The following is a 20,525-nucleotide window of genomic DNA, read 5'->3' as shown; positions in this document are numbered from 1 at the left end:
CAAATATATTTCAATAGATGGGTTTTATAAAACAAACTTATTAACAATAGTTAGGTGTATTTTCGTTTTCTGAAGTAATTAAAAGCAAAACCAAAAACAGCTAGCAAAGCCAATGGTAACGCTATATTAACGAGCTGCCAAGTACCTTTTGATTCCTTAATTTTCTCCGAATCTAGGAAAGCGATATTGATTTCCTTGGCTCTAATGTTTATAAGTCCGGTATCGTCTAATAAATAATTGACCGTATTTAGCAAAAATTCTTTGTTTCCAAATGCTTTTCCTGTGAGCTGATCAAAGCCTAGTTCTTGTGGTCTATTTCTAATGACTTCGTTTTTAATAACGTCTCCATCCGAAATAATGACCATTTTAGTAGGTGAGCTTTTAGATTTAAAATCTTTTATTTTGGTTGGTAAGATACGCTTGTCATAAACAGATGTAAACTCACCTTCTAATAAAACCGCTAAGTTTTGTGGTCCTTTATTGTAGCTTGCTTCATCTGGTGATTTTGTAACATCAGCAAGTGAAATGGTTTTTAAAGCACCTTCAAGCTTTGATTGTGGCGAACTTTGTAATAAAATAGTCTTCTTAACTCCGTTTTTCAGTGTGTCTATCGGACTTGCAAAATCATACTTTACTAAGTTGATGTTTTTTGTAATAGCGTTTTCAGAATTAGACTTTGCTAATGGAGAATATTGCCATTGTATAGGTTGCATTTGGGTTTGACTTCCTTCACCAATAGCCAGCATAATTGGTGCAGAATATAAATCCTTAACTAAACTAGGATTGATTCTAAATCCATATTTAAAAAAGAAATCTTTAAGGTTTAGATCTCTCATAATGGATACAGAAGAACCAGAATCATTATAAAGACTGTCTTTATCCATAATTACGGCTTCTGTTAGCCAAAGACTTTTTCCTCCATTCATAGTGTATTGATCCAGAACCAGTTTTTCATTTTCGGTAAATGCTTCACTCGGTTTTGCAGCAACAATAAGGTCGTAGCTTTCTAGATTTTTTAAGGTGCCTTCAAGGTTTGTTGCCACACTATCTAACGTAAAAGGAGCAAGGTTATAATAAGGTTGAACTGTTTTTAAGAAATCTTGAATATAAATATCACCTAGTTCACCGTTACCTTTTAAAATGGCAATTTTTTTAGACTTTTCTTTTACTAGTTTGTTAAAAGCATCGGCAAAAGCATATTCTAAAGACTGTACAGAATTATTGATTTGAGTTGGTAAATCTTCCGTAATGCTGCGCTTTAATAATGGAATTTTTACCGTTTGGTCTTTATAACTGGCAAATGCCCAAGGAAAGATGATTTCTTGCGTTACTTTTCCTGTACTATTATCTGTATTTATATAAGGCTCTAACCCAGATTTTGTTAACTCTTGAATGTTACGTTCTCTGATGGTTTCATCTTCGATAGGGTTAATATAATTGATGAAAATTTGATCGGATTGCAACTGAAATTCTTCAATAAGTTGTCTCACTTCAGTTCTAAGTAATCTAAATTCCGAAGGAAAATCACCTTCTAAAAACACATCAATAACCAGAGGTGCATCTAAATTTTCTACCAATGATTTTGATACTTTAGAAAGTGTGTAGCGTTTGTCTTTAGTTAAATCGAAACGCTTATATATGTTGCTAGAAATGACATTAACGATTATTAAACCAATAATGACAGCAAGTATGTATATTAAGGTTTTATTCTTCTTCATTTTTCTCAAAAGTTATGATTTCCTCATAAGGTCTCAATTCCGCAACCTTATTATCCTTAAAGATTATTTCTACACAATCTCTTTTGTCGTTAAATGCGCCAGGCTCTATGCCAAGTCCGTAGTTCCATTTATTGATATCATGATTTTTAATAGCATCGTTCCATGATAACCATTCTTCTTTACCAAGTAAATTTCTAACAGTTTCTTTTGAAGCTCCAATTAGTGTGTCTGATTCTATGGTATTATCAATCATTTCGTAACGTAGTGCTGGCTTTTCTATCCAAGCTTCACTATCGAAATATTTTTGATGATGGTGGTTGCTGATAATATTTATAAAAGGATAAAAAACATAAAAGTAAGCGAATGGCGTAAGCACCAAACTTATAATTGCGGTTAGCCATTTACGTTTATCTACTGTATTAAAAAACAAAAACAATAGTACGAATACTATAATCATGAAAATGACTAAAAAAGGCGTGATAATCATTGTTATTGTTTTTGAATTCTAAAAGTTGTGAAAAATAAAAACGCTAAAGCAATACTTATAAAATATACTAAGTCTCTAGAGTCAATCACACCACGGCTCATACTATTGTAATGTGCTGCCATACCAAGATTTTCAATGTAAACTAAATCTCCTAAAATATTGTAATTGGATAAACCTTCGAACCCGAAATAAAAGAAGAAGCAAATAAATACAGCAATTATAAATGCCACAATTTGATTATCTGAAAGTGTAGAAGCAAACACGCCGATGGCTGAGTAAGAAGCAATTAAAAATAACAATCCAAAATAAGAACCAAGTGTGCTTCCCATATCTAAATTGCCTTCAGGGCTACCAAGTTTAGAAACCGTGTAGACGTAAAGAAAAGTGGGAATCAATGCCAAAACAATCAATACTAAAGCACCAAAATACTTACCTAATACAATCTGAAAGTGAGAAATAGGTTTGGTAACCAAAAGCTCTAAAGTCCCTTGCTTTTTTTCATCACTAAAACTTCGCATCGTTACAGCAGGAACTAAGAAAATAAGAATCCAAGGTGCTAAAAGGAAAAAAGTAGATAAACTGGCTACACCAGTATCTAAAATATTGAAATCTCCTTTAAAAACCCAAAGAAAGAGTCCATTTAATAATAAAAACACACCAATTACCAAATAGCCGATAGGCGAGGCAAAAAATGTATTTATTTCTTTTTTTAAGATTGCTAGCATAAATTAGTATCAAGTAATTAGTACAAAGTATTAAGTACAGTGGTTATGTGTTTAATCATAATTTTTTTTCTTTGCGACTCTGCGACTCTGCGACTTTGCGAGCATTTTTAATTCGTAATTAATCAATCTAAAGTCGTCAATTTATCTACACTCCAAGCTTCAGGTTTAGCATTAAACAATGGTTTGGTTTTAGACCATACATTTTTAAATAATTCAGAATGTCTGTAATTGTTTAAATCCGCTTCAGAATCCCAATAGCTATACGTAAAAAAGATATTGGTATTGTTTTGGTCTCTATATAGTTCTAAAAAATTACAACCTTCAAAATGGCGTATCTTTTCTTTGTTAGCTTCAAAATTAGCTAAGAATTCTTCAATTTTAGAAGGATCAAAACTCATTTTTACAATTCTTACTAACATCTTTTTATCTTAATTTTATTTATAAACTGTTTTCTCTTTGTAAAGTGCTTGGTACAGGCAAAAAGTTAACAGTTACAGTGTCCATAGTTTTTAACCCCATCAATGTAGAAGCACTACCAACAGTTTTACAATTACTTTTATAAACAGCAATTTCTAAGTGCCCAGAAGAGTTAAAAACAACCATTCCTTTACCTTCATCATTACGTTTAGATTCCTCAATGTCAAAATTTACAATATCACTATATTTTTGATATATGGTTTTGAACTTATGGTTTCTTGCCGAAATTTCAAAGGCTCTAGTTTTTTGTACCGACTCAAAGAATTTTCGTTTAATATTGGTAACTACATTACCGTAATTATCTATGTAGATTACACTACCTATAATCTGATTATTATCGTCATTAACAAAAGGGTTTAAATTTTTAATAGGCTTAATAGTGTTAATAACTTTTCCGATAACCTCAAGTGTACCTCCTCTAGCAATATGGCAAGCCACTTTAACAAATACATCAAGTACAGGGAAGCTCGTTTCAATCTTATCGTGTATGTTAATCTCAACAATCTTCTCTGGTGCTATCTCAGTACAAATCATACTCATAATACCATTGTTAGCACATATAAAGTAATGGTCGTCTAAACTAACTGCAATATGTTTGTTTTCAGGGCTTAACTCGGAATCTATTCCTATAATATGAATCGTTCCTTTCGGGAAACTATTGTAGGCATTTAAAATTATATAAGCAGCTTCCGAAGTATCAAAAGGAGATATAGAATGTGAAATATCAACAATATTTATATCAGAAAGTTCACTATGAATAGCACCTTTTATGGCTCCGGCGAAGTGATCTTTTTCTCCAAAATCAGTCGTTAAAGTGATTATAGCCATAGATTGATTGTTGATATTTTTTTAATAATCGTGGTTGTAAAATTGTTAGATTTGTGTGTACACAAAACTAATAAAAGAAAACAGATTAACACACTAAATAGAGCACGCTTTTGAACGAACTTATCCTAGAACTTGAAGAGATAACACCAAAGGAATTCTTCGGTGCGCACAATGCTAATATTGAACTTTTAAAAAAGTACTTTCCTAAATTAAAAATTGTAGCTAGAGGTAATAAAATAAAAGCCTATGGTGATGAAGAGCTTTTAGAAGAGTTTGATACCCGAATGATGATGTTGATGAAGCATTTTGGTAAGTACAACAAACTTGATGAAAATGCTATAGAACGTGTTTTAACAAGCAATAGTAGTGAAGATTACAATACATCAGCTACAAGTGGCGAGGTTATAGTGCATGGTGTTGGTGGTAAGTTGATAAAGGCACAAACTGTTAACCAACGTAAGCTTGTAGAAAGTATTCGTAAAAACGATATGGTTTTTGCTATTGGTCCGGCTGGTACAGGTAAAACATATACAGGTGTGGCATTGGCTGTACAAGCTTTAAAGAATAAAGAGGTTAAGCGAATTATTCTAACACGTCCTGCGGTAGAAGCTGGTGAAAATTTAGGTTTTCTTCCTGGCGATTTAAAGGAAAAGCTAGATCCTTATATGCAACCACTTTACGATGCGTTAAGAGATATGATTCCTGCAGAAAAGTTAGAAAGTCATATTGAAAAAGGTATTATTCAAATAGCACCTTTGGCGTTTATGCGTGGTAGAACCTTAGATAATGCTTTTGTGATTTTGGATGAAGGTCAGAATACAACGCATGCACAGATGAAGATGTTTCTAACACGTATGGGTAAAAATGCCAAGTTTTTGTTGACTGGAGATCCTGGTCAGGTAGATTTGCCACGTCGTACAATTTCTGGACTAAAGGAAGCTTTATTAGTACTTAAAAATATCGAAGGCATCGGTATGATTTATTTAGATGATAAGGATGTTATCCGTCATAAACTCGTTAAGAAGGTTATTGACGCTTATAAAAGTATAGAGAATCGCGACTAGTTATCAGTCTTTACTGTGCAGTATTCAGTGAAAGTTCACAATACATTTTAATTAACTAACAAATAAATAATTAAACGCATAAACGTTTAAAAAATGAATAATACAATTACAGATACCAATTTCAACTTTCCAAATCAAAAAAGTGTTTATAAAGGAAAAGTAAGAGAGGTTTATAATATAAATGATGAGCAATTGGTAATGATTGCTACTGATAGACTAAGTGCTTTTGATGTTGTTATGCCAAAAGGAATTCCCTACAAAGGGCAAATCCTTAATCAGATTGCAACTAAAATGATGAAAGACACTGAAGATTTGGTACCAAACTGGTTGGTAGCAACTCCAGATCCTAATGTTGCTGTTGGACATTTATGTGAGCCTTTTAAGGTTGAAATGGTAATTCGTGGATATATGTCTGGTCATGCGGCACGCGAATATAAATCAGGTAAACGATTACTTTGTGGTGTCTCTATGCCAGAAGGCATGAAGGAAAATGATAAATTTTCAGAACCGATTATAACTCCAGCTACAAAAGCAGAAATGGGAGACCATGATGAGGATATTTCAAAAGAAGATATTCTTAAGCGTGATATTGTCTCAAAAGAAGACTACGAAGTTCTTGAAGATTATACCAGAAAGTTGTTTCAACGAGGCACTGAAATTGCCGCAGAACGAGGACTGATTTTAGTAGATACCAAATACGAATTTGGGAAAACTAAAGAAGGAAAAATTGTATTGATTGATGAAATCCATACACCAGATTCTTCACGTTATTTCTATGCAGATGGTTACCAAGAGCGTCAAGATAAAGGAGAAGCACAAAAACAATTATCTAAGGAGTTTGTACGTCAATGGTTAATTTCTAATGGTTTTCAAGGTAAAGAAGGTCAAGAAATCCCATTTATGAGTGATGAGTACATAGAAACTGTAAGCGAACGCTATATTGAATTATACGAAAACATTACAGGAGAAACTTTTGTAAAAGCTGATGTTTCTAATATTCAGAGTAGGATAGAGTCAAATGTTCTAGGGTATTTGAAAAGCTCTTAACTAATCAAGGCTTTTTTCTATAAGGTTTAGAGGGTATTTTTCTTTGATTGTTGTAAGCTCTTCTCTAGTTAAGCTATCTAAATCTTTCTTATAAAGTTTTAAGGCAAGCTTTTCTCGTAAGCTATTAATTGCATTTGTGATTTCATTTTGTAAAGCTATATATTTCGAAAAGCTGGTTCCACTATTGTAATTAAGAGTTACTATGGATTCTGAGGTGTTTTTTAAGTAATAATTTCTTACCGTTTCTCTAATTTCTTTTAGGCTAGATTTTTCATCATTGATAGAAATTGTATTCTTTTCATCAATATAAATAGATAAGGCATTAGATAAATCTTTCTCTTTTGTAGATTCATAGTTTGCCTTAGGTAAAGTTCTTAAAAGTCCTCTATCTATTATAAACAAGGATAAAATATTGAATGTTTGAAGTTTATAATAATGGTTTTCATAGTCATTCTCACTTAATATAGAATCCATACTTCGTAAAATGGAGTGTGGATTTATTTCTGAATAAGAAATTTGATTTTCTACTGTTTTTTTAAAGGCATTTAACTTAGTTAAATCATATACTGAAGAATCAATGAAAACTTTTTGACATTCAATTAGTTTGAGAATATTAGGTCGTACCTTGGTACTAACAAAAGTATTAAATGAAGTCGATGGTAAATATTCTAAATCTTTATTCTCGATTAACAAACCAATAGCTTCTTTATAATTTTTACCAGATTTGCCTTTTAAAAATTCTTGTTGAATCAGTAAGTTTTCGTAATCTAATATTGCTTGTTTGAATTCTACACCTTTATCTTCATATGATTCGTAAAGGCACTTCATTATAATATTTTCAGCTCTTTCTTTTTGGGAAGAACAAGAAGTAACTATTAAAAAACATATAATAAATGTGATTAAATTTAATTTAGGCATTAATAATTTTCTTTTATAATTAAAATCAAATGTTCAAGATGATGAATTATTTCAATTTCATTTTTATCAATAAAAGTTGAAAAAGATAAAGCTACTGTTAGTTATTTCTATAGCTTTTAATTACTCTTCAGCTTCCTTTTCCTGAAGAACAATTTTATCCTTTTTAAAAATAGGAACTAAATAGGATAGGTTAAACCCATAACCAGTTCCAAATCTTCCACTGTCATAAGTTCTATTAAAGCCTGGTATGTATAGATTTTCAAAGTTGCCTGGTGCTTTTTCAGAAACCAAGACTTTTAGTTGAGCATTAATTCCAGCAAAAAAGTTATTGAATAATTCGGCCTTAATCCCAATTTGAATTTCACCGAAGAGCGCTGTTAAACCACTGAATTCTCTATTTTCTCCAATAGTGATTTGTTCATCCCAATATTGATTATAAGCATTGTAAATACCGTAATTATTCAGAGTTTGGCTAAATGTACTTGCTCCAACTCTAAAACCAGCATAAATCATGTTCTCCATATCTAGCCAGTTTTTGTACATATTAAGATCTATACCAGCTTTAAAATAACTACCTTTTGTTGTGTTGTCTAGAGTTTCGTTAATAATGGTACGTTCTTCATTACCGATTTCACCAGCTAAATATACATTTTTAGTCAGACGGTAATCGCCCATTACCTCAAAGCCCGTGTAATCCTCTTCGAAGAATGTTCGCGCTATTTTACTAAGATCAACACCTAAGCGCAGTCCGTATTTTTGTTTATAGACCAAAGTATCCTTAACAGTTTCCTTTTTTTGCGCAAAGGTTACAGTAGAAAATAATAGTAATAGTAAAAGAATAAAACTTTTAGTGATAGATGTAGACATGTACGTTGTTTTCATTTTCTATTTCTGTAACTAAGGTTTCAATTGAGCTAATCCATGTATCACCATCAGCATTTCTACTGACATCTATGTCGTTGAAAACACTTTTATACCCACAAGCTCTAGATACATAAACATATTCTGAGGTATAACTTATTTCTAAGATGTCTTCGTTAGAATTTGTGTCAACATCATCGTCTAACCTTAAATGAGTGTCTTTTTCTAAAACAAACCTTATAGTCGTTTCAGATTCTTCTTCACCAATCAATAAAGGGAGAGCTATTGAGTTTGTATTATTATCATTATAAACCAAAGTTTCATCAACACTAGATGTTGGTGGTTCTGTTAGTAACCCTTCACCATAGACGGTTAATCTTGGCACGTTTTTTAAAACATCATTATTATCAACGTCATAAAACTCTATAATTAATCTAGGCGTTGTCGATGTAGTTTCTGCACAGATATCATCACGCTCACAACTTAGTAATATTAGTGTTATGGTAAGAACTAAAAACTTTAACTTTTTCATTAATTATTTTTCAAATAAAACCACAGTTTCTATGTGTGCTGTATGCGGAAATTGATCCACAAGACTTAGCTTTTTTATCTCATAGCCAGCCTGCATTAATTGTTCCGTATCTCTAGCTTGAGTGGCTGGGTTACAAGATACATAAACCAAACGTTCTGCGCTGAGGTTTATTATTTTATTTAATGTTTTTGGAGCAATACCTGCTCTTGCTGGATCTAAGATTATAGTTCTAATTTTATTTTTGAATTCTGGGTGTTCGGTTAAGAATTTTCCAACATCAGCAGCGTAAAACTCTAAACCTTCAATGTGATTGCGTTTTGCATTTTCTTTAGCATCAGCAATGGCTGAGGCTACAATATCTACTCCAACAATTTTAGCATTGTTAGATTTGCTAGCAACAATTTGACCTATGGTTCCTGTACCGCAAAATAAATCGAGCACAACAGTATTGTCTATAGCTTCCTTATTTTCTAGAGCATAGTCAACTACTTTAGAGTATAGTTTTTCGGCACATTTAGGATTGGTTTGAAAAAAGCTTTTCATGCTAATTTCAAAATTAAGTCCTAATAGTTCTTCAACGATTTTATCTTCACCATAAACTAAACTAATACTTCCTGTAGTAGCGATGGTTCTATCACCAATTTCGTCATTAATGGTATGTAGTAAGCCAGCGACTCTATTGCCAAATAATTCAACTAAGTAATTAGCAAATGCATCTAAATCAAACTGATCCAAATCATGAGATGTAGTCACTAAATTGAAAAGCAATTGATTGGTTTTATAAGATTTTCTAACTACAAAATAACGAAAGAAGCCTTCTTTCTTTGGAGCATGCCAAGGAGCTAACCCAATATTTTCACAATAGGTTCTTATGTCTTTAAGATAGTTCTCTAACTCGGCATCAAACAAACCAGAATCACTATTCAGGTTATCTCCACACCACCAAAGGCCTCGACGTTTAAAACCTAAGGTAAACTCATCAACATCTGTATTGGTATTTCTATCAAAGCCAATAGCAGAAAAGCCATATTCCATTTTATTACGATAATGAAATGTGTTTGGGGAACTTACAAATTCATCAAATTTGGATTCTATATCTTTTACTTTACCAATACGTTTAAAGAGTTCTAAAGTACTCTGTTTCTTATAATCATGTTGCTTATCAATCGGTAATTGAATATACGGAGCACCAGGAATGTCTTGATAAGGCATTTCTATCTCATCTTCGGAAGGTTTTAATACATCAAGTAATTTACATTCAGCATACTTTTTACTCGATTTCTTAACCTGAGCTTTTACTAGTTGTCCAGGTAAGGTATTTGGTACAAAAACAACAAACTCTCCATGTTCATTTCTAATTCTGCCGATACCCTTTCCACCAAAAGCATAATCTTCAATTAAGATCTCAATGATTTCTCCTCGTTTTACAAATTTATTGCGTTCTCGTCTTGGCATTTACTATTAATTTGGCTGCAAAGATAGTTGCATTTTATAAATGATGCTACTGAAAAACATAAAGCATCATTTAAAAATTATCTAGAAATTATTAAATTTACAACCTCTAGGGATGATTTCTCTCCCACGCTGCTTTTTCAAAGCTTCACCATAACTTCATAAATGGTTGCGCTAAGCTTTTGAAGGAATAAAGGTAGAGCAGGAATGGTTGTTTTATTCACAATTAAATTATTTAAAATGGCTGTTTTAGACCAATTAACATCGCAACAAGCGATAGATTTAGAAAACAAGTATGGTGCACATAATTACCATCCATTACCAGTTGTACTTAGTAAAGGTGAAGGTGTGTATGTTTGGGATGTAGAAGGAAAGAAATATTATGATTTTCTTTCTGCATATTCTGCAGTAAACCAAGGACATTGTCATCCTAAAATTGTAGGAGCAATGACAAGTCAGGCACAAACTTTAACCTTGACTTCTCGTGCTTTTTATAACGATATGCTAGGGAAGTACGAAAAGTTTGCCACTGAGTATTTTGGTTTCGATAAATTATTACCAATGAATACTGGTGCTGAGGCTGTGGAAACTGCTTTAAAACTTTGTAGAAAATGGGCATATGAAGTTAAAGGTATCGATGAAAATGAAGCTGAGATTATAGTTTGTGAAAACAATTTTCATGGACGTACCACAACAATCATTTCATTTAGTAATGATCCTATTGCACGTAAAAACTTCGGTCCTTATACAAAAGGTTTTATTAAAATTGAGTACGATAATTTAGAAGCTTTAGAGGATGCTCTAAAAAATAATAAAAATGTTGCTGGGTTTTTAGTAGAACCAATCCAAGGTGAAGCTGGTGTTTATGTGCCAAGCGAAGGTTACCTAACAAAGGCAAAAGACTTATGCGAAAAGTACGGAGTTTTATTTATAGCAGACGAAGTACAAACGGGAATCGCTAGAACAGGAAAATTATTAGCTGTTCAACACGAAAACGTAAAACCAGATGTTTTAATTTTAGGGAAAGCGTTGTCTGGTGGTGTTTATCCTGTTTCTGCTGTTTTAGCGAACGACAGTATAATGAATGTCATCAAGCCAGGTAACCATGGTAGTACGTTTGGAGGTAACCCAGTGGCTGCTGCTGTAGCAATTGCAGCTTTAGAAGTTATAAATGATGAAAGTTTGGCTGAAAATGCCGAACAACTTGGACAACTATTCAGATCTGAATTGAATAAATATATTGAGAAGAGTTCTATCGTTAATCTTGTTAGAGGTAAAGGATTGCTAAATGCTATTGTTATCAATGATGACGAAGATAGTGATACCGCTTGGAATATTTGTTTGAAGTTGAGAGATAACGGATTATTAGCAAAACCAACTCATGGAAATATTATAAGGTTTGCGCCACCACTGGTGATGAATGAAGAGCAATTATTAGATTGTGTATCTATCATCACTAATACATTAAAAGAATTTGAAGTTTAATGTTTTTTGTCAATAAATAAAAAAGCGACCATTTGGTCGCTTTTTTTATTTTAAGAGTAAGTAAACCACCTTACTGATTTTGCATTTCCTCCATTCTTTTCATTAGTTGTTCAGGATCTTGTAAAGCCTCCCAACCAACTTGACCAATAAACCAAGCCATGTAAGCAGCAAATAATACACTTAGTATTAATCCAATAATACCCATTATTTTACCTGCTTTTACATTACCGTAGCCTGAATAGCTTTCAGGATCTTGTTTATAGAGCTTTTCAGCTTTTAGAGAAATAATTATAGCGACAATACCAAAAATGACTCCTGGCACACCATAACAGCAACAGCCAACAATAGATAAAATTCCCATTACTAGAGCCAAAGTTGCATTTGGTAACATTTGTTTTTCCATATCGAATAAATTTTGATTAAAAGGTTTTGATTAAATAACTAATTACAATAATACTAATATTTAATATAAACAGGCCTAAAATAATTTTATGGCCAATTTTAAATTGAAATTTTAAGTGAAGTAAAAAAAACGCAAACATACCTATTAGAGTATAAATTGCAGGATACATATAGAAAGCCGAAACAAATTCACCTTTCGTAATTAAGGCTATTGATCGTTGTATACCACAGCCCATACACTCAACATTGAATGTTTTTTTCCACATGCATGGCAGCATGTAATCTTCAAGTCCTTTGGAAATTAAAAACATAGCATTAAACATAAGGCTAAATTAATAATTAGATAAATACTTTTAGTAAAAGAACTAATAATTATTGTAAACTGTATTTTTGTATCAAAATTTGAATTGTATGAATTTTTCCAGATTAATAAATTTCATTTGTGTTGTTGCTGGCGGAATTATAGCCTTATATGCACAAGCTCAAGAAAAACAAAACCTATATTTGTTACTAGGTGGTATTGTTTTATTGATGTTTGGTATTTATAGAACTTCAAGAAATATTCCGAGCAAGTTTGATAAAAAGGAAGAAGAAACTTTTGTAAAGTCTGAAGATGAAGATTAAAATAGGAGATAGAGTAGAAGCGATAGATGATGCTATTTCAGGAATTGTAACCAAAATTTCAGGACATACTATTTTTATTGAAGACAATGATGGTTTCGAATTTCAATTTGAAGCTCATGAACTTATGGCAGAAAGTAATGAAGCTACTTTAGATAACGCTGTGTACAATTCAGATTTAGATGCTGTAAAACAAGAAAAAGAATCTAAAAAGCGGAGGTCTGCAGCTAAAGTGAAACCTAAAGAAAGACACATTCCAAAATTTGAGGTGGATTTACATATTCATCATTTAACCGAATCCACCAAAGGCATGACCAATTTTGATATGCTTAATCTACAATTAGATACAGCAAGAAGTCAATTGGAGTTTGCTATTCGAAAACGTATCCCAAAAATGGTGTTTATCCATGGAGTGGGAGAAGGAGTTTTACGTCAAGAACTAGAAACAATGCTTGGGCGCTATAATAACGTACAGTTTTATGATGCAGATTACAAAACCTATGGTTTAGGAGCTACAGAGGTTAGAATTTTTCAGAATATTGAGCCTTAGTCTTCTTCTGGTTCATTTGTTATTATGAACGAATTTTCGTAAGTCCCTAAATCAATGTAAGTAGAATTAATAATTTCTAGGTTTACGTCAAAGATTTCAAAACGTATTATTGCTGCTCTAGTATATTCGTTATAAATAAAACCAGAATCTTCAAAAGCTTCAGAAGCACCTTCTTCATTAGATAAATAGCGATAAGTTGTGTTTCCGCCAATAACAGTTGTATATTCGTTTGCAGAGTCTCTAGGATTCTGACCGTCCTCACTCATATCTTCAAGTCTTGTTAAGATGCCATCACCATCATCATCATCATCTAAATAATCTGGGGTTCCATTACCATCTGTGTCTAAAGGATTTGTTTCCGGATTATCATCATCGTCATCACTATTGAGTTCGTTTCTTGTAGGTACATTATCATTGTCATCATCTTCATCAATATAATCTGGTATGCCATCTCCATCCGAATCTTGAGGGTTTTCTATACCTCCAGGTCCATATTCAAACTCACTTGGTATGCCGTCATTGTCGTCATCAATAAAAGTAAACGTTACTTCCACTGTGCCAGAATCAGCTATGTATTCGTTTACAACAGATAAATTATTAGGTGGTAAAATGGCACATATATCATTTAAAGATATATTTCTATTATAAGTTCTATAAATAAACTGAACATCTGAGCTTGGGTTTATAGTAAAGTTGTAAGTTACACTATTGCTGTCTAATTCACTTCTAGAAGTGCTGTTTGTAAAATATTCTTCAGTAGTAGCATTTTTAGGAATGATTAAAATCAGAGCTTCACTAGGATCGTCTTTGGTATCAAAAATAATATAGGAATCTTCAAAATTATCACAACGTTGAAGCTCTTGGTCAAAGTCTAATTGAACTGTTAAAATATCGCCATCATCACAGGCAACCAAAAAAACTAAACAGAAAAGGATATAAAAACGACGAATCATAGCTTCAATTTTCAACAAAAATAATGGATTTGTAAAATTATAACGCTTCATTATCTAAATAATTTTATTTGCGATATTTTTGCAGAATGAAGTCCGTTTATTTAGATAATGCTGCTACAACAGCATTAAGGCCAGAAGTTATTGAAAGCATGACGCACGTCCTGAAGGATAGTTATGGAAATGCGTCCTCTACCCATAGTTTTGGGAGATCCTCGAAAGCTCTATTGGAGCAATGCCGTAAAAATATAGCGTCTTATTTTAATGTGTCAGCTGCTGAAATTATTTTTACTTCAGGCGGAACAGAGGCTGATAATTTAGCATTACGAAGTGCTGTAAGGGATTTGGGGGTTACAAAAATAATTACATCTAAGATTGAGCATCATGCTGTTTTGCATACTGTTGAACAATTGCAGAAGGAATATGGTGTTGAAATTGATTTTGTAAATCTTGATCATTGTGGACATATAGATTATAAACACTTAGAAGGCTTATTGTCTGTATCAAACAAGACTTTAGTAAGTTTAATGCATGTTAATAATGAAATAGGTAATGTTTTAGATATAGAACGTATCGCAAAACTTTGCAAAGAAAACAATGCTCTGTTTCATTCTGATAGTGTACAATCTATTGGTCATTATAAAATTGATTTGAGCCAAATCCCTATCGACTTTCTAGCTGCTAGTGCACATAAATTCCACGGACCAAAGGGTGTAGGCTTTTGTTTTGTAAGGAAAGAATCTGGTTTAAAACCCCTAATCTTTGGTGGTGAACAAGAACGCGGTTATAGAGCAGGCACAGAATCTATCCATAATATTGTTGGTATGGCTGAAGCTTTAAAACTCGCTTATACCAATATTGAAATAGAAAAGGCTTATGTGTTAGATTTAAAAACTTACTTTATTGAAGAATTAAAAACTTATTTACCTAATGTAACTTTCAATGGAGGTTGTGAAGATCCTACGCAAAGTACATTTACATTATTAAATCTATGTTTACCATTTGCTCCAGAAAAAGCAGCTATGCTTCAATTTCAACTAGACCTTAAAGGTATAGCTTGCTCAAGAGGTAGTGCATGTCAAAGCGGAAGTAGTCAGCAATCACATGTGCTTACAGCAATTTTGGATGATGAAAAACTAAAACAACCATCAGTACGTTTTTCCTTTAGTATTTATAATACAAAAGAAGAAATTGATTATGTTGTTCAAGTACTAAAAGACTTTGCTAGTTCTTAACAATTACCTTTTGTGATTTTAATGCATTGTTGTTATTTGAAATCACATTAACAACATATACACCCTCACTCAAGTTTGCTGTTGAAATTTCGTAACGATCAGCGACGCTTTTCGTGTTAAATTGAATAACTCTTTTACCAGAAACATCATAAACTTCAACTTTTTTGATGTCTAGATTGTTTGGATTACTAACCAATAACTGACTAAGATTGTTATTTTGATTGATACTTAAAGTAGAAGCTTCAATATCATTAACATTCAAAGATTGGTTAGGTTGAAAAACAATCTCAAAACGATTGGTATAATTTCCTGGGGCAACGTTTAACTCATAGTCTAACTCTCTAAGGTTAACATAAACATCTGTTGCTGTATCATGAATATATATGCCTTGAGTATCTTCAAAATTTTGAATATCAAATATTCTAAAACGTAATGGTTGTTGTTCTTCGATATCCACTATTAATGGAATTACTAAGGTCTCTTCAAAAGGATAAGCCAGACCAGAGAAAGATTTATCGTTATAAGAGAAATAAGCATCAGTAGGATGGTTGCTAGATCTTGCAAGTTCTAAACCGTAATCAAAACCAGCAGTTGCTGTATCATGAAAGTTTAATAAGACTTGTCTTGTGTATTGATCGTTACCTACTGTAAAATCTACGTTAATTCTAAATCTTTTAAAGTCAGAAGGAACTATTGGTAAGCCATTATCTTGATATTGAATACCGTCATTAGAAACTTCATCTGAATTCGTTTGTTGCGTTGGTGTAGAGCTTCTAAAGAAGTAACTGTTAGTACCTTCTTTTTCATACACACGATGAGCATTTTTCACAGTAACATCACCTGTTGTACCAGTACTACCTTCAACCATAAATCCTTGTCCTATAGGTATATAACGTCTAGCTGTTTTAGAGCCACCTGCAGGAGGTCCTGGAGGCAAAGAATAGGTGTTGTCTTGTGCGTCGTAAGTATAAAATGTGGCGGGTGTATTAGAGATTATTGTACCAGCAGCATTTATAGTAAATTCAGAATAACCACCAACAATTTCTACAAGTACGTGAGATGGAATATCTCCATATTGTTCCCAATAAAATAAAGTACCTGTTATATCAGGTGCATTATCTGTATCATGAACAAAAGCAGCAGAGTCTATAGCACTTGGGTAAGGGTTGCCTACCAGCGTAAACTGTCCTGTAGCAACAGGGTTGGTGATATCACCATTGTTAGGTTTACCTCTAAAATCATAAGTTTGGTTTCCTGTAGTTCCGGTTCCCATACCTTTCATTGTGAAGCCTAATCCAGGATTAATATCGTCTGTGGCACCACCTACATAAGTCCATTCACTATATTCGTCAGAACTTACAAAAGTATAAGTCCAATAGGTGGATAGTGTAATAGGTGTAGTACTTGGATTTCCATTATAAATGAAAGAAAAAACAGGGTCACTGCTATCAATTAAATCAGTAGTAGTATCTAGCCTAGGATCATCAATCAATCTATATCTAAAAGGATTATTGATGGAATTATTTGTAGCATTATTACCAACAGGTGAACACCAATAATTATAAGACCATTGGTTGGTAGTACCTTCTTGGTATACACTTAGTTCTCCGACTCCTGAATTACCTGTTGTTCCGTCTCCTTGAATAAGTTGAGACTCTTCTCGTAAGTAAATTTTAGAATCAGATTCTGTAAGGTTAACATTGTCCTTTACATAAAGGAGTTGATCCTTTACATAGACATATGCGTCATTTCTTACAGTTAATTGGGCAAAAATTTGTAGGGAAAAAAACAAACTAAAAACTATAGTTAATGTTTTAGAAATCAAATTCATACCTTTTTGGTGTTAAGATTTATAAAGTGCAAATGTAATTTTTTTTATTTATAATTTTGGATTTTTCCTTTAAAATACAGTAATTTCGGATGTATTTCATTAATTAAATCCCCAAATTATTATGAAATTTCGTTCCCTTATAACCTTATTTTTTTATTCACTTTTTTAGTTTCTTTTTCTCAAGTTGGTATCGGTACCAGTAATCCTGATAGTTCTGCTATTTTAGAAGTGGAATCTGATTCTCAAGGTATGTTAACACCAAGAATGACCACAGCTCAGCGTAATGCTATTGCAAATCCAGCAGATGGTTTGTTGGTTTATGATACTGATGAAAGTGCCTTCTATTTTTATAAAAATAGTAGCTGGTCTAAACTAGAAAGTGAAAATAGCGCCAGTGATTATACGGGCTGGGCTGATTATACAGATGGCACATATACTTCTGCAAGTCCATTTGTTGTAGGCACAACTAAAGTAACCTTGCCAAATGATGCTGCTACTGTAAGGGATAGTCAGAAACCGGTTGATGTTACAACATTTTATGATTCAACAAATTCTACTATTACAGGAAGAGATGGTGATGGTATCAACATTGTTATAGAATTTAAAGCTAGGCCTAATACAGCTTCAACCACACGACTAACGGTGGCTATTGATATAGGTGGAGTTGTAGGTGAAATATATATTAGAGATTTTGTCTTAGCAAAAGGAAATGGAGTTGAACACTATTATTTAAGTTCATTTAATGCCTATACATTGAATACTTGGGAAGCTAATGGTGGAACGGTAAAAATTGTTTCAACAGCATCAGCAGATATATACGATATACGTTACGTTGTGACAAGAACTCACAAAGCTCGATAAGTCTCCGAATTTAAAATCTTGCCGATAACCTTAAGTTAAAAACACGAGGCGTTAAGTAATTAGGAATAGCAAATTGTCTCTTAGAATACACATCTCTTACCCAAGTATTGGTAATTGAATTTTGGTTGTTGAACATATTGTAGATTTCAAAACCTAAAGACAATTCTTTGAATGCTTTTTTCCATTTAGCTGTATAATTTTTTTCAGGATTCACAAGTTCTAGAGAAATACCTAAATCTGCGCGTCTGTAATCTCTTAGTCTTATTTGATAGTTATAAGGATCAGCATAACTTGGTGAACCACCAGGAACACCTGTGTTGTATACTAAATTAAGATACATTTTTAAGTGTGGCATATTAGGAACATAATCTTGAAAAAGTGCTCCAAATTTTAAGCGCTGGTCGGTTGGTCTAGCAATATAGCCTCTATAATCAATATTTTCTTCGGTTTTTAAATACCCGAAACTAAACCAAGACTCTGTACCAGGAACAAATTCTCCATTCAGTCGCATATCTAAACCATAAGCATAAGCTTCGGCATTATTCTTTGCTCTGTAACGAATCCTTACATTTTCGAGAGTATAGGCATTAACATCTGATAGACCTTTGTAGTAGGCTTCAGTTACAAGTTTGAAAGGTCTATCCCACATTTCAAAACTATATTCATTTCCTAATACAATATGAAAAGATTGTTGAGCTTTAACTTTTGGTTGAACAACTCCAGAAGAATCTCTCAACTCTCTGTAAAAAGGTGGTTGGTAATACAAACCTCCTGCAACCCTAAAAAGCATATCTTTTTCCCAATCTGGCTTTATGGCAAATTGAGCTCTTGGACTAAAAACAGTTTGTGATGTGCTTTCTACTCTATCTCCACTTACAGCCCAACTATGAGAACGTACACCAACATTATAGAAAACCTCGTCATTTCCCCAATTTGTACGTTTACTATATTGCGCAAAAGCTTGTAAGCGATTAATCTGAACATTGTTTAAAGCTCTTATATTTTCAAAAGCTGTTAAAGGACCAGAAAAAGGAGTGTAAGGCTGTAAGTTTGGGTTACTAAATCTCGGAGGACGAATAGAAAAACCTGCAGAATCTATCATTTCCCATTCTACAAGACGGTCTCTAATATCCTCATGCGTATATTTTACAGACCATTCCACGGTAGATTCTTCATCAATTTTATAATCACCTCTGTGTTCAGCATTAACAATAAAAGCATCTAAGTCATTTCTAGCATGTGTTAATTGCGAACCAATACCTTCACTAAACTCAACTTCACCTAAGTTTTCATCTCCAATACTGGTGTTAACTTCACCAAGACGGTATTGTGCCAAAATATCAAAATACTCTTGCTCTACAGTATGATAAGCAGAAGCAATCAATTTTAAGGTTAAATCATCATTTACAAAATAATTAGCTTTAAAAGCCCCAAAATAGGTTTCGTATTCATCTTTTTCCTGACCTTCATAAAACACTAAAAGCGCTACAGGATCGTCTATGGTACCAAAGTTGGTTTGTCTATTTTCTGGTTGAAAGTGGTATCTGTTTAATGAAATGTTACCAAGAAAATTTAAATGAAATTTATCTGAAAAACGGTAGGTTAAATAAGTTTGAGCATCAGCAAAAACAGGTTCAACATTACCAGAAGTTTCAAGATTGTTTAAGATTAAACTATTGTCACGATAGCGTAATCCGGCTATTCCAGAGAACTTTCCGTTTTTAGAAACCGTTTCAGCAGCAATACTTCCGCCTAATAAACTAAGGTCTGTTCTAATGCCAAAATCTACAGGATTTCTATAAGTGATATCTAATACTGAAGACATTTTATCACCATACTTAGCTTGAAAACCACCAGCTGAGAAATCAACATTCTGAACCAAATCCGTATTAACAAAACTTAAACCTTCCTGATTTCCAGAACGGATTAAAAAGGGTCTGTAAACTTCTATTTCATTGACATAAACTAGGTTTTCATCAAAATTTCCACCACGTACGGAATATTGAGTACTTAGTTCGTTGGAGATATTAACTCCGGGTAATGTTTTTAAAATATTTTCTACACCAGGTTGCGCTCCTTTTATAGTTCTTATAACTTCGGGTTGAATGGTTGTAACGCCATCTACTTTTTGTCTGGTATTAGTATTAATAACAACGGTTGCAATCTGTTCTATGTTGATATTCATCACAGGGTTAAACTCTAATTCCTGCCCATTTTTCAAATTAAAAGGTACTTCAACACGTTTATAATTAACATGAGAAAAAACTATGGTTACGTCTACATCTGATGGAATTTTTAGCTCATAAAATCCATTTTCGTTTGTAGCTGTGCCTTCACCAGTACTAGCCTTAATATTAACGCCATTAACAGGTTGGTTGGTTTCATCTAAAATAACACCTCTAAGAATTGCGGATTGTGAGAAGGAAAGCAGACTGAAAAGTGAGCTTAGCAGAACTATAAAATGTAAGCGTTTCAAGTAGT

Annotated in this window: 21 protein-coding genes; 7 read left to right on the top strand and 14 right to left on the bottom strand. The window is 32.9% G+C overall.

What is annotated here, in order from left to right; genetic code table 11:
* Window positions 1-50 precede the first annotated feature (50 nt).
* The 5 genes from gldG to QGM60_RS08185 form a co-directional block, all read right to left on the bottom strand.
* Window positions 51-1,718: a gliding motility-associated ABC transporter substrate-binding protein GldG gene (gldG, locus tag QGM60_RS08205; RefSeq protein ID WP_281139755.1), complete on the bottom strand. Its 1,668-nt coding sequence runs from the start codon at window positions 1,716-1,718 to the stop codon at window positions 51-53.
* Entirely contained in the window at window positions 1,705-2,205 is a 501-nt protein-coding gene (locus QGM60_RS08200; RefSeq protein WP_281139754.1) for a hypothetical protein, read from the bottom strand. The genes gldG and QGM60_RS08200 overlap by 14 nt, the downstream gene beginning before the upstream one ends.
* Window positions 2,206-2,207: 2 nt before the next feature.
* Window positions 2,208-2,930, bottom strand: coding sequence for a gliding motility-associated ABC transporter permease subunit GldF (gldF, locus tag QGM60_RS08195; protein WP_281139753.1), 723 nt, complete (start codon window positions 2,928-2,930; stop codon window positions 2,208-2,210).
* Between the two features lie 122 nt (window positions 2,931-3,052).
* Window positions 3,053-3,349 (bottom strand): antibiotic biosynthesis monooxygenase family protein, encoded by a 297-nt coding sequence (locus QGM60_RS08190; protein WP_281139752.1) that lies wholly within the window; start codon window positions 3,347-3,349, stop codon window positions 3,053-3,055.
* 19 nt (window positions 3,350-3,368) lie between these two features.
* Complete coding sequence (locus QGM60_RS08185) at window positions 3,369-4,235, bottom strand: SAM-dependent chlorinase/fluorinase (RefSeq protein WP_281139751.1); 867 nt, start codon at window positions 4,233-4,235, stop codon at window positions 3,369-3,371.
* Window positions 4,236-4,345: 110 nt separating this feature from the next.
* Here QGM60_RS08185 and QGM60_RS08180 point away from each other — a divergent pair, with 110 nt between their 5' ends.
* Both QGM60_RS08180 and QGM60_RS08175 read left to right on the top strand, forming a co-directional pair.
* Window positions 4,346-5,299: a PhoH family protein gene (locus QGM60_RS08180; RefSeq protein ID WP_281139750.1), complete on the top strand. Its 954-nt coding sequence runs from the start codon at window positions 4,346-4,348 to the stop codon at window positions 5,297-5,299.
* A gap of 93 nt (window positions 5,300-5,392) precedes the next feature.
* Window positions 5,393-6,346 carry a phosphoribosylaminoimidazolesuccinocarboxamide synthase gene (locus QGM60_RS08175; protein ID WP_281139749.1) on the top strand — a complete coding sequence of 318 codons (954 nt, stop codon included), beginning with the start codon at window positions 5,393-5,395 and terminating at the stop codon, window positions 6,344-6,346.
* Here QGM60_RS08175 and QGM60_RS08170 read toward each other — a convergent pair whose 3' ends face one another.
* The 4 genes from QGM60_RS08170 to rlmD form a co-directional block, all read right to left on the bottom strand.
* Window positions 6,347-7,174 (bottom strand): hypothetical protein, encoded by an 828-nt coding sequence (locus QGM60_RS08170; protein WP_281139748.1) that lies wholly within the window; start codon window positions 7,172-7,174, stop codon window positions 6,347-6,349. It abuts the gene before it with no gap.
* 210 nt (window positions 7,175-7,384) lie between these two features.
* Window positions 7,385-8,146 (bottom strand): DUF6048 family protein, encoded by a 762-nt coding sequence (locus tag QGM60_RS08165; protein WP_281139747.1) that lies wholly within the window; start codon window positions 8,144-8,146, stop codon window positions 7,385-7,387.
* Complete coding sequence (locus QGM60_RS08160) at window positions 8,112-8,657, bottom strand: DUF6452 family protein (RefSeq protein ID WP_281139746.1); 546 nt, start codon at window positions 8,655-8,657, stop codon at window positions 8,112-8,114. Before QGM60_RS08160 ends, QGM60_RS08165 begins: the two co-directional genes overlap by 35 nt.
* A 3-nt stretch (window positions 8,658-8,660) precedes the next feature.
* Window positions 8,661-10,112 (bottom strand): 23S rRNA (uracil(1939)-C(5))-methyltransferase RlmD, encoded by a 1,452-nt coding sequence (gene rlmD, locus QGM60_RS08155; protein WP_281139745.1) that lies wholly within the window; start codon window positions 10,110-10,112, stop codon window positions 8,661-8,663.
* Between the two features lie 237 nt (window positions 10,113-10,349).
* On the opposite strand from rlmD, the gene rocD reads away from it, so the two are divergent.
* A complete protein-coding gene (gene rocD / locus QGM60_RS08150; RefSeq protein WP_281139744.1) occupies window positions 10,350-11,594 on the top strand; it encodes an ornithine--oxo-acid transaminase in 1,245 nt (414 codons plus the stop codon).
* A gap of 70 nt (window positions 11,595-11,664) precedes the next feature.
* On the opposite strand, the gene QGM60_RS08145 is transcribed toward rocD, so the two are convergent.
* Window positions 11,665-11,997 (bottom strand): CCC motif membrane protein, encoded by a 333-nt coding sequence (locus QGM60_RS08145; RefSeq protein ID WP_281139743.1) that lies wholly within the window; start codon window positions 11,995-11,997, stop codon window positions 11,665-11,667.
* A gap of 16 nt (window positions 11,998-12,013) precedes the next feature.
* Window positions 12,014-12,262 carry a DUF2752 domain-containing protein gene (locus QGM60_RS08140; protein WP_348634901.1) on the bottom strand — a complete coding sequence of 83 codons (249 nt, stop codon included), beginning with the start codon at window positions 12,260-12,262 and terminating at the stop codon, window positions 12,014-12,016.
* 145 nt (window positions 12,263-12,407) lie between these two features.
* Here QGM60_RS08140 and QGM60_RS08135 point away from each other — a divergent pair, with 145 nt between their 5' ends.
* Window positions 12,408-12,620 carry a hypothetical protein gene (locus QGM60_RS08135; protein ID WP_281139742.1) on the top strand — a complete coding sequence of 71 codons (213 nt, stop codon included), beginning with the start codon at window positions 12,408-12,410 and terminating at the stop codon, window positions 12,618-12,620.
* Entirely contained in the window at window positions 12,610-13,167 is a 558-nt protein-coding gene (locus QGM60_RS08130) for a Smr/MutS family protein (protein ID WP_281139741.1), read from the top strand. The genes QGM60_RS08135 and QGM60_RS08130 overlap by 11 nt, the downstream gene beginning before the upstream one ends.
* Here the strand turns inward: QGM60_RS08130 and QGM60_RS08125 are convergent.
* Window positions 13,164-14,171, bottom strand: coding sequence for a hypothetical protein (locus QGM60_RS08125; protein WP_281139740.1), 1,008 nt, complete (start codon window positions 14,169-14,171; stop codon window positions 13,164-13,166). The two genes, QGM60_RS08130 and QGM60_RS08125, sit on opposite strands and share 4 nt — an antisense overlap.
* A 35-nt stretch (window positions 14,172-14,206) precedes the next feature.
* Here QGM60_RS08125 and QGM60_RS08120 point away from each other — a divergent pair, with 35 nt between their 5' ends.
* Window positions 14,207-15,352 (top strand): cysteine desulfurase family protein, encoded by a 1,146-nt coding sequence (locus QGM60_RS08120; protein ID WP_281139739.1) that lies wholly within the window; start codon window positions 14,207-14,209, stop codon window positions 15,350-15,352.
* Here the strand turns inward: QGM60_RS08120 and QGM60_RS08115 are convergent.
* Complete coding sequence (locus QGM60_RS08115; RefSeq protein ID WP_281139738.1) at window positions 15,342-17,183, bottom strand: T9SS type A sorting domain-containing protein; 1,842 nt, start codon at window positions 17,181-17,183, stop codon at window positions 15,342-15,344. The two genes, QGM60_RS08120 and QGM60_RS08115, sit on opposite strands and share 11 nt — an antisense overlap.
* 228 nt (window positions 17,184-17,411) lie before the next feature.
* On the opposite strand from QGM60_RS08115, the gene QGM60_RS08110 reads away from it, so the two are divergent.
* Entirely contained in the window at window positions 17,412-18,044 is a 633-nt protein-coding gene (locus QGM60_RS08110; RefSeq protein WP_281139737.1) for a hypothetical protein, read from the top strand.
* Window positions 18,045-18,054: 10 nt separating this feature from the next.
* Here QGM60_RS08110 and QGM60_RS08105 read toward each other — a convergent pair whose 3' ends face one another.
* Window positions 18,055-20,520, bottom strand: a complete 2,466-nt coding sequence (locus QGM60_RS08105) for a carboxypeptidase-like regulatory domain-containing protein (RefSeq protein ID WP_281139736.1) — start codon at window positions 20,518-20,520, stop codon at window positions 18,055-18,057.
* Between the last annotated feature and the right edge of the window lie 5 nt (window positions 20,521-20,525).

The organism is Winogradskyella sp. SYSU M77433 (genome assembly GCF_029911945.1).
Taxonomy (GTDB): Bacteria; Bacteroidota; Bacteroidia; order Flavobacteriales; family Flavobacteriaceae; genus Winogradskyella.
Note: the sequence above shows the minus strand (reverse complement) of the source record. Positions and strands in the feature narration are given on the sequence as shown.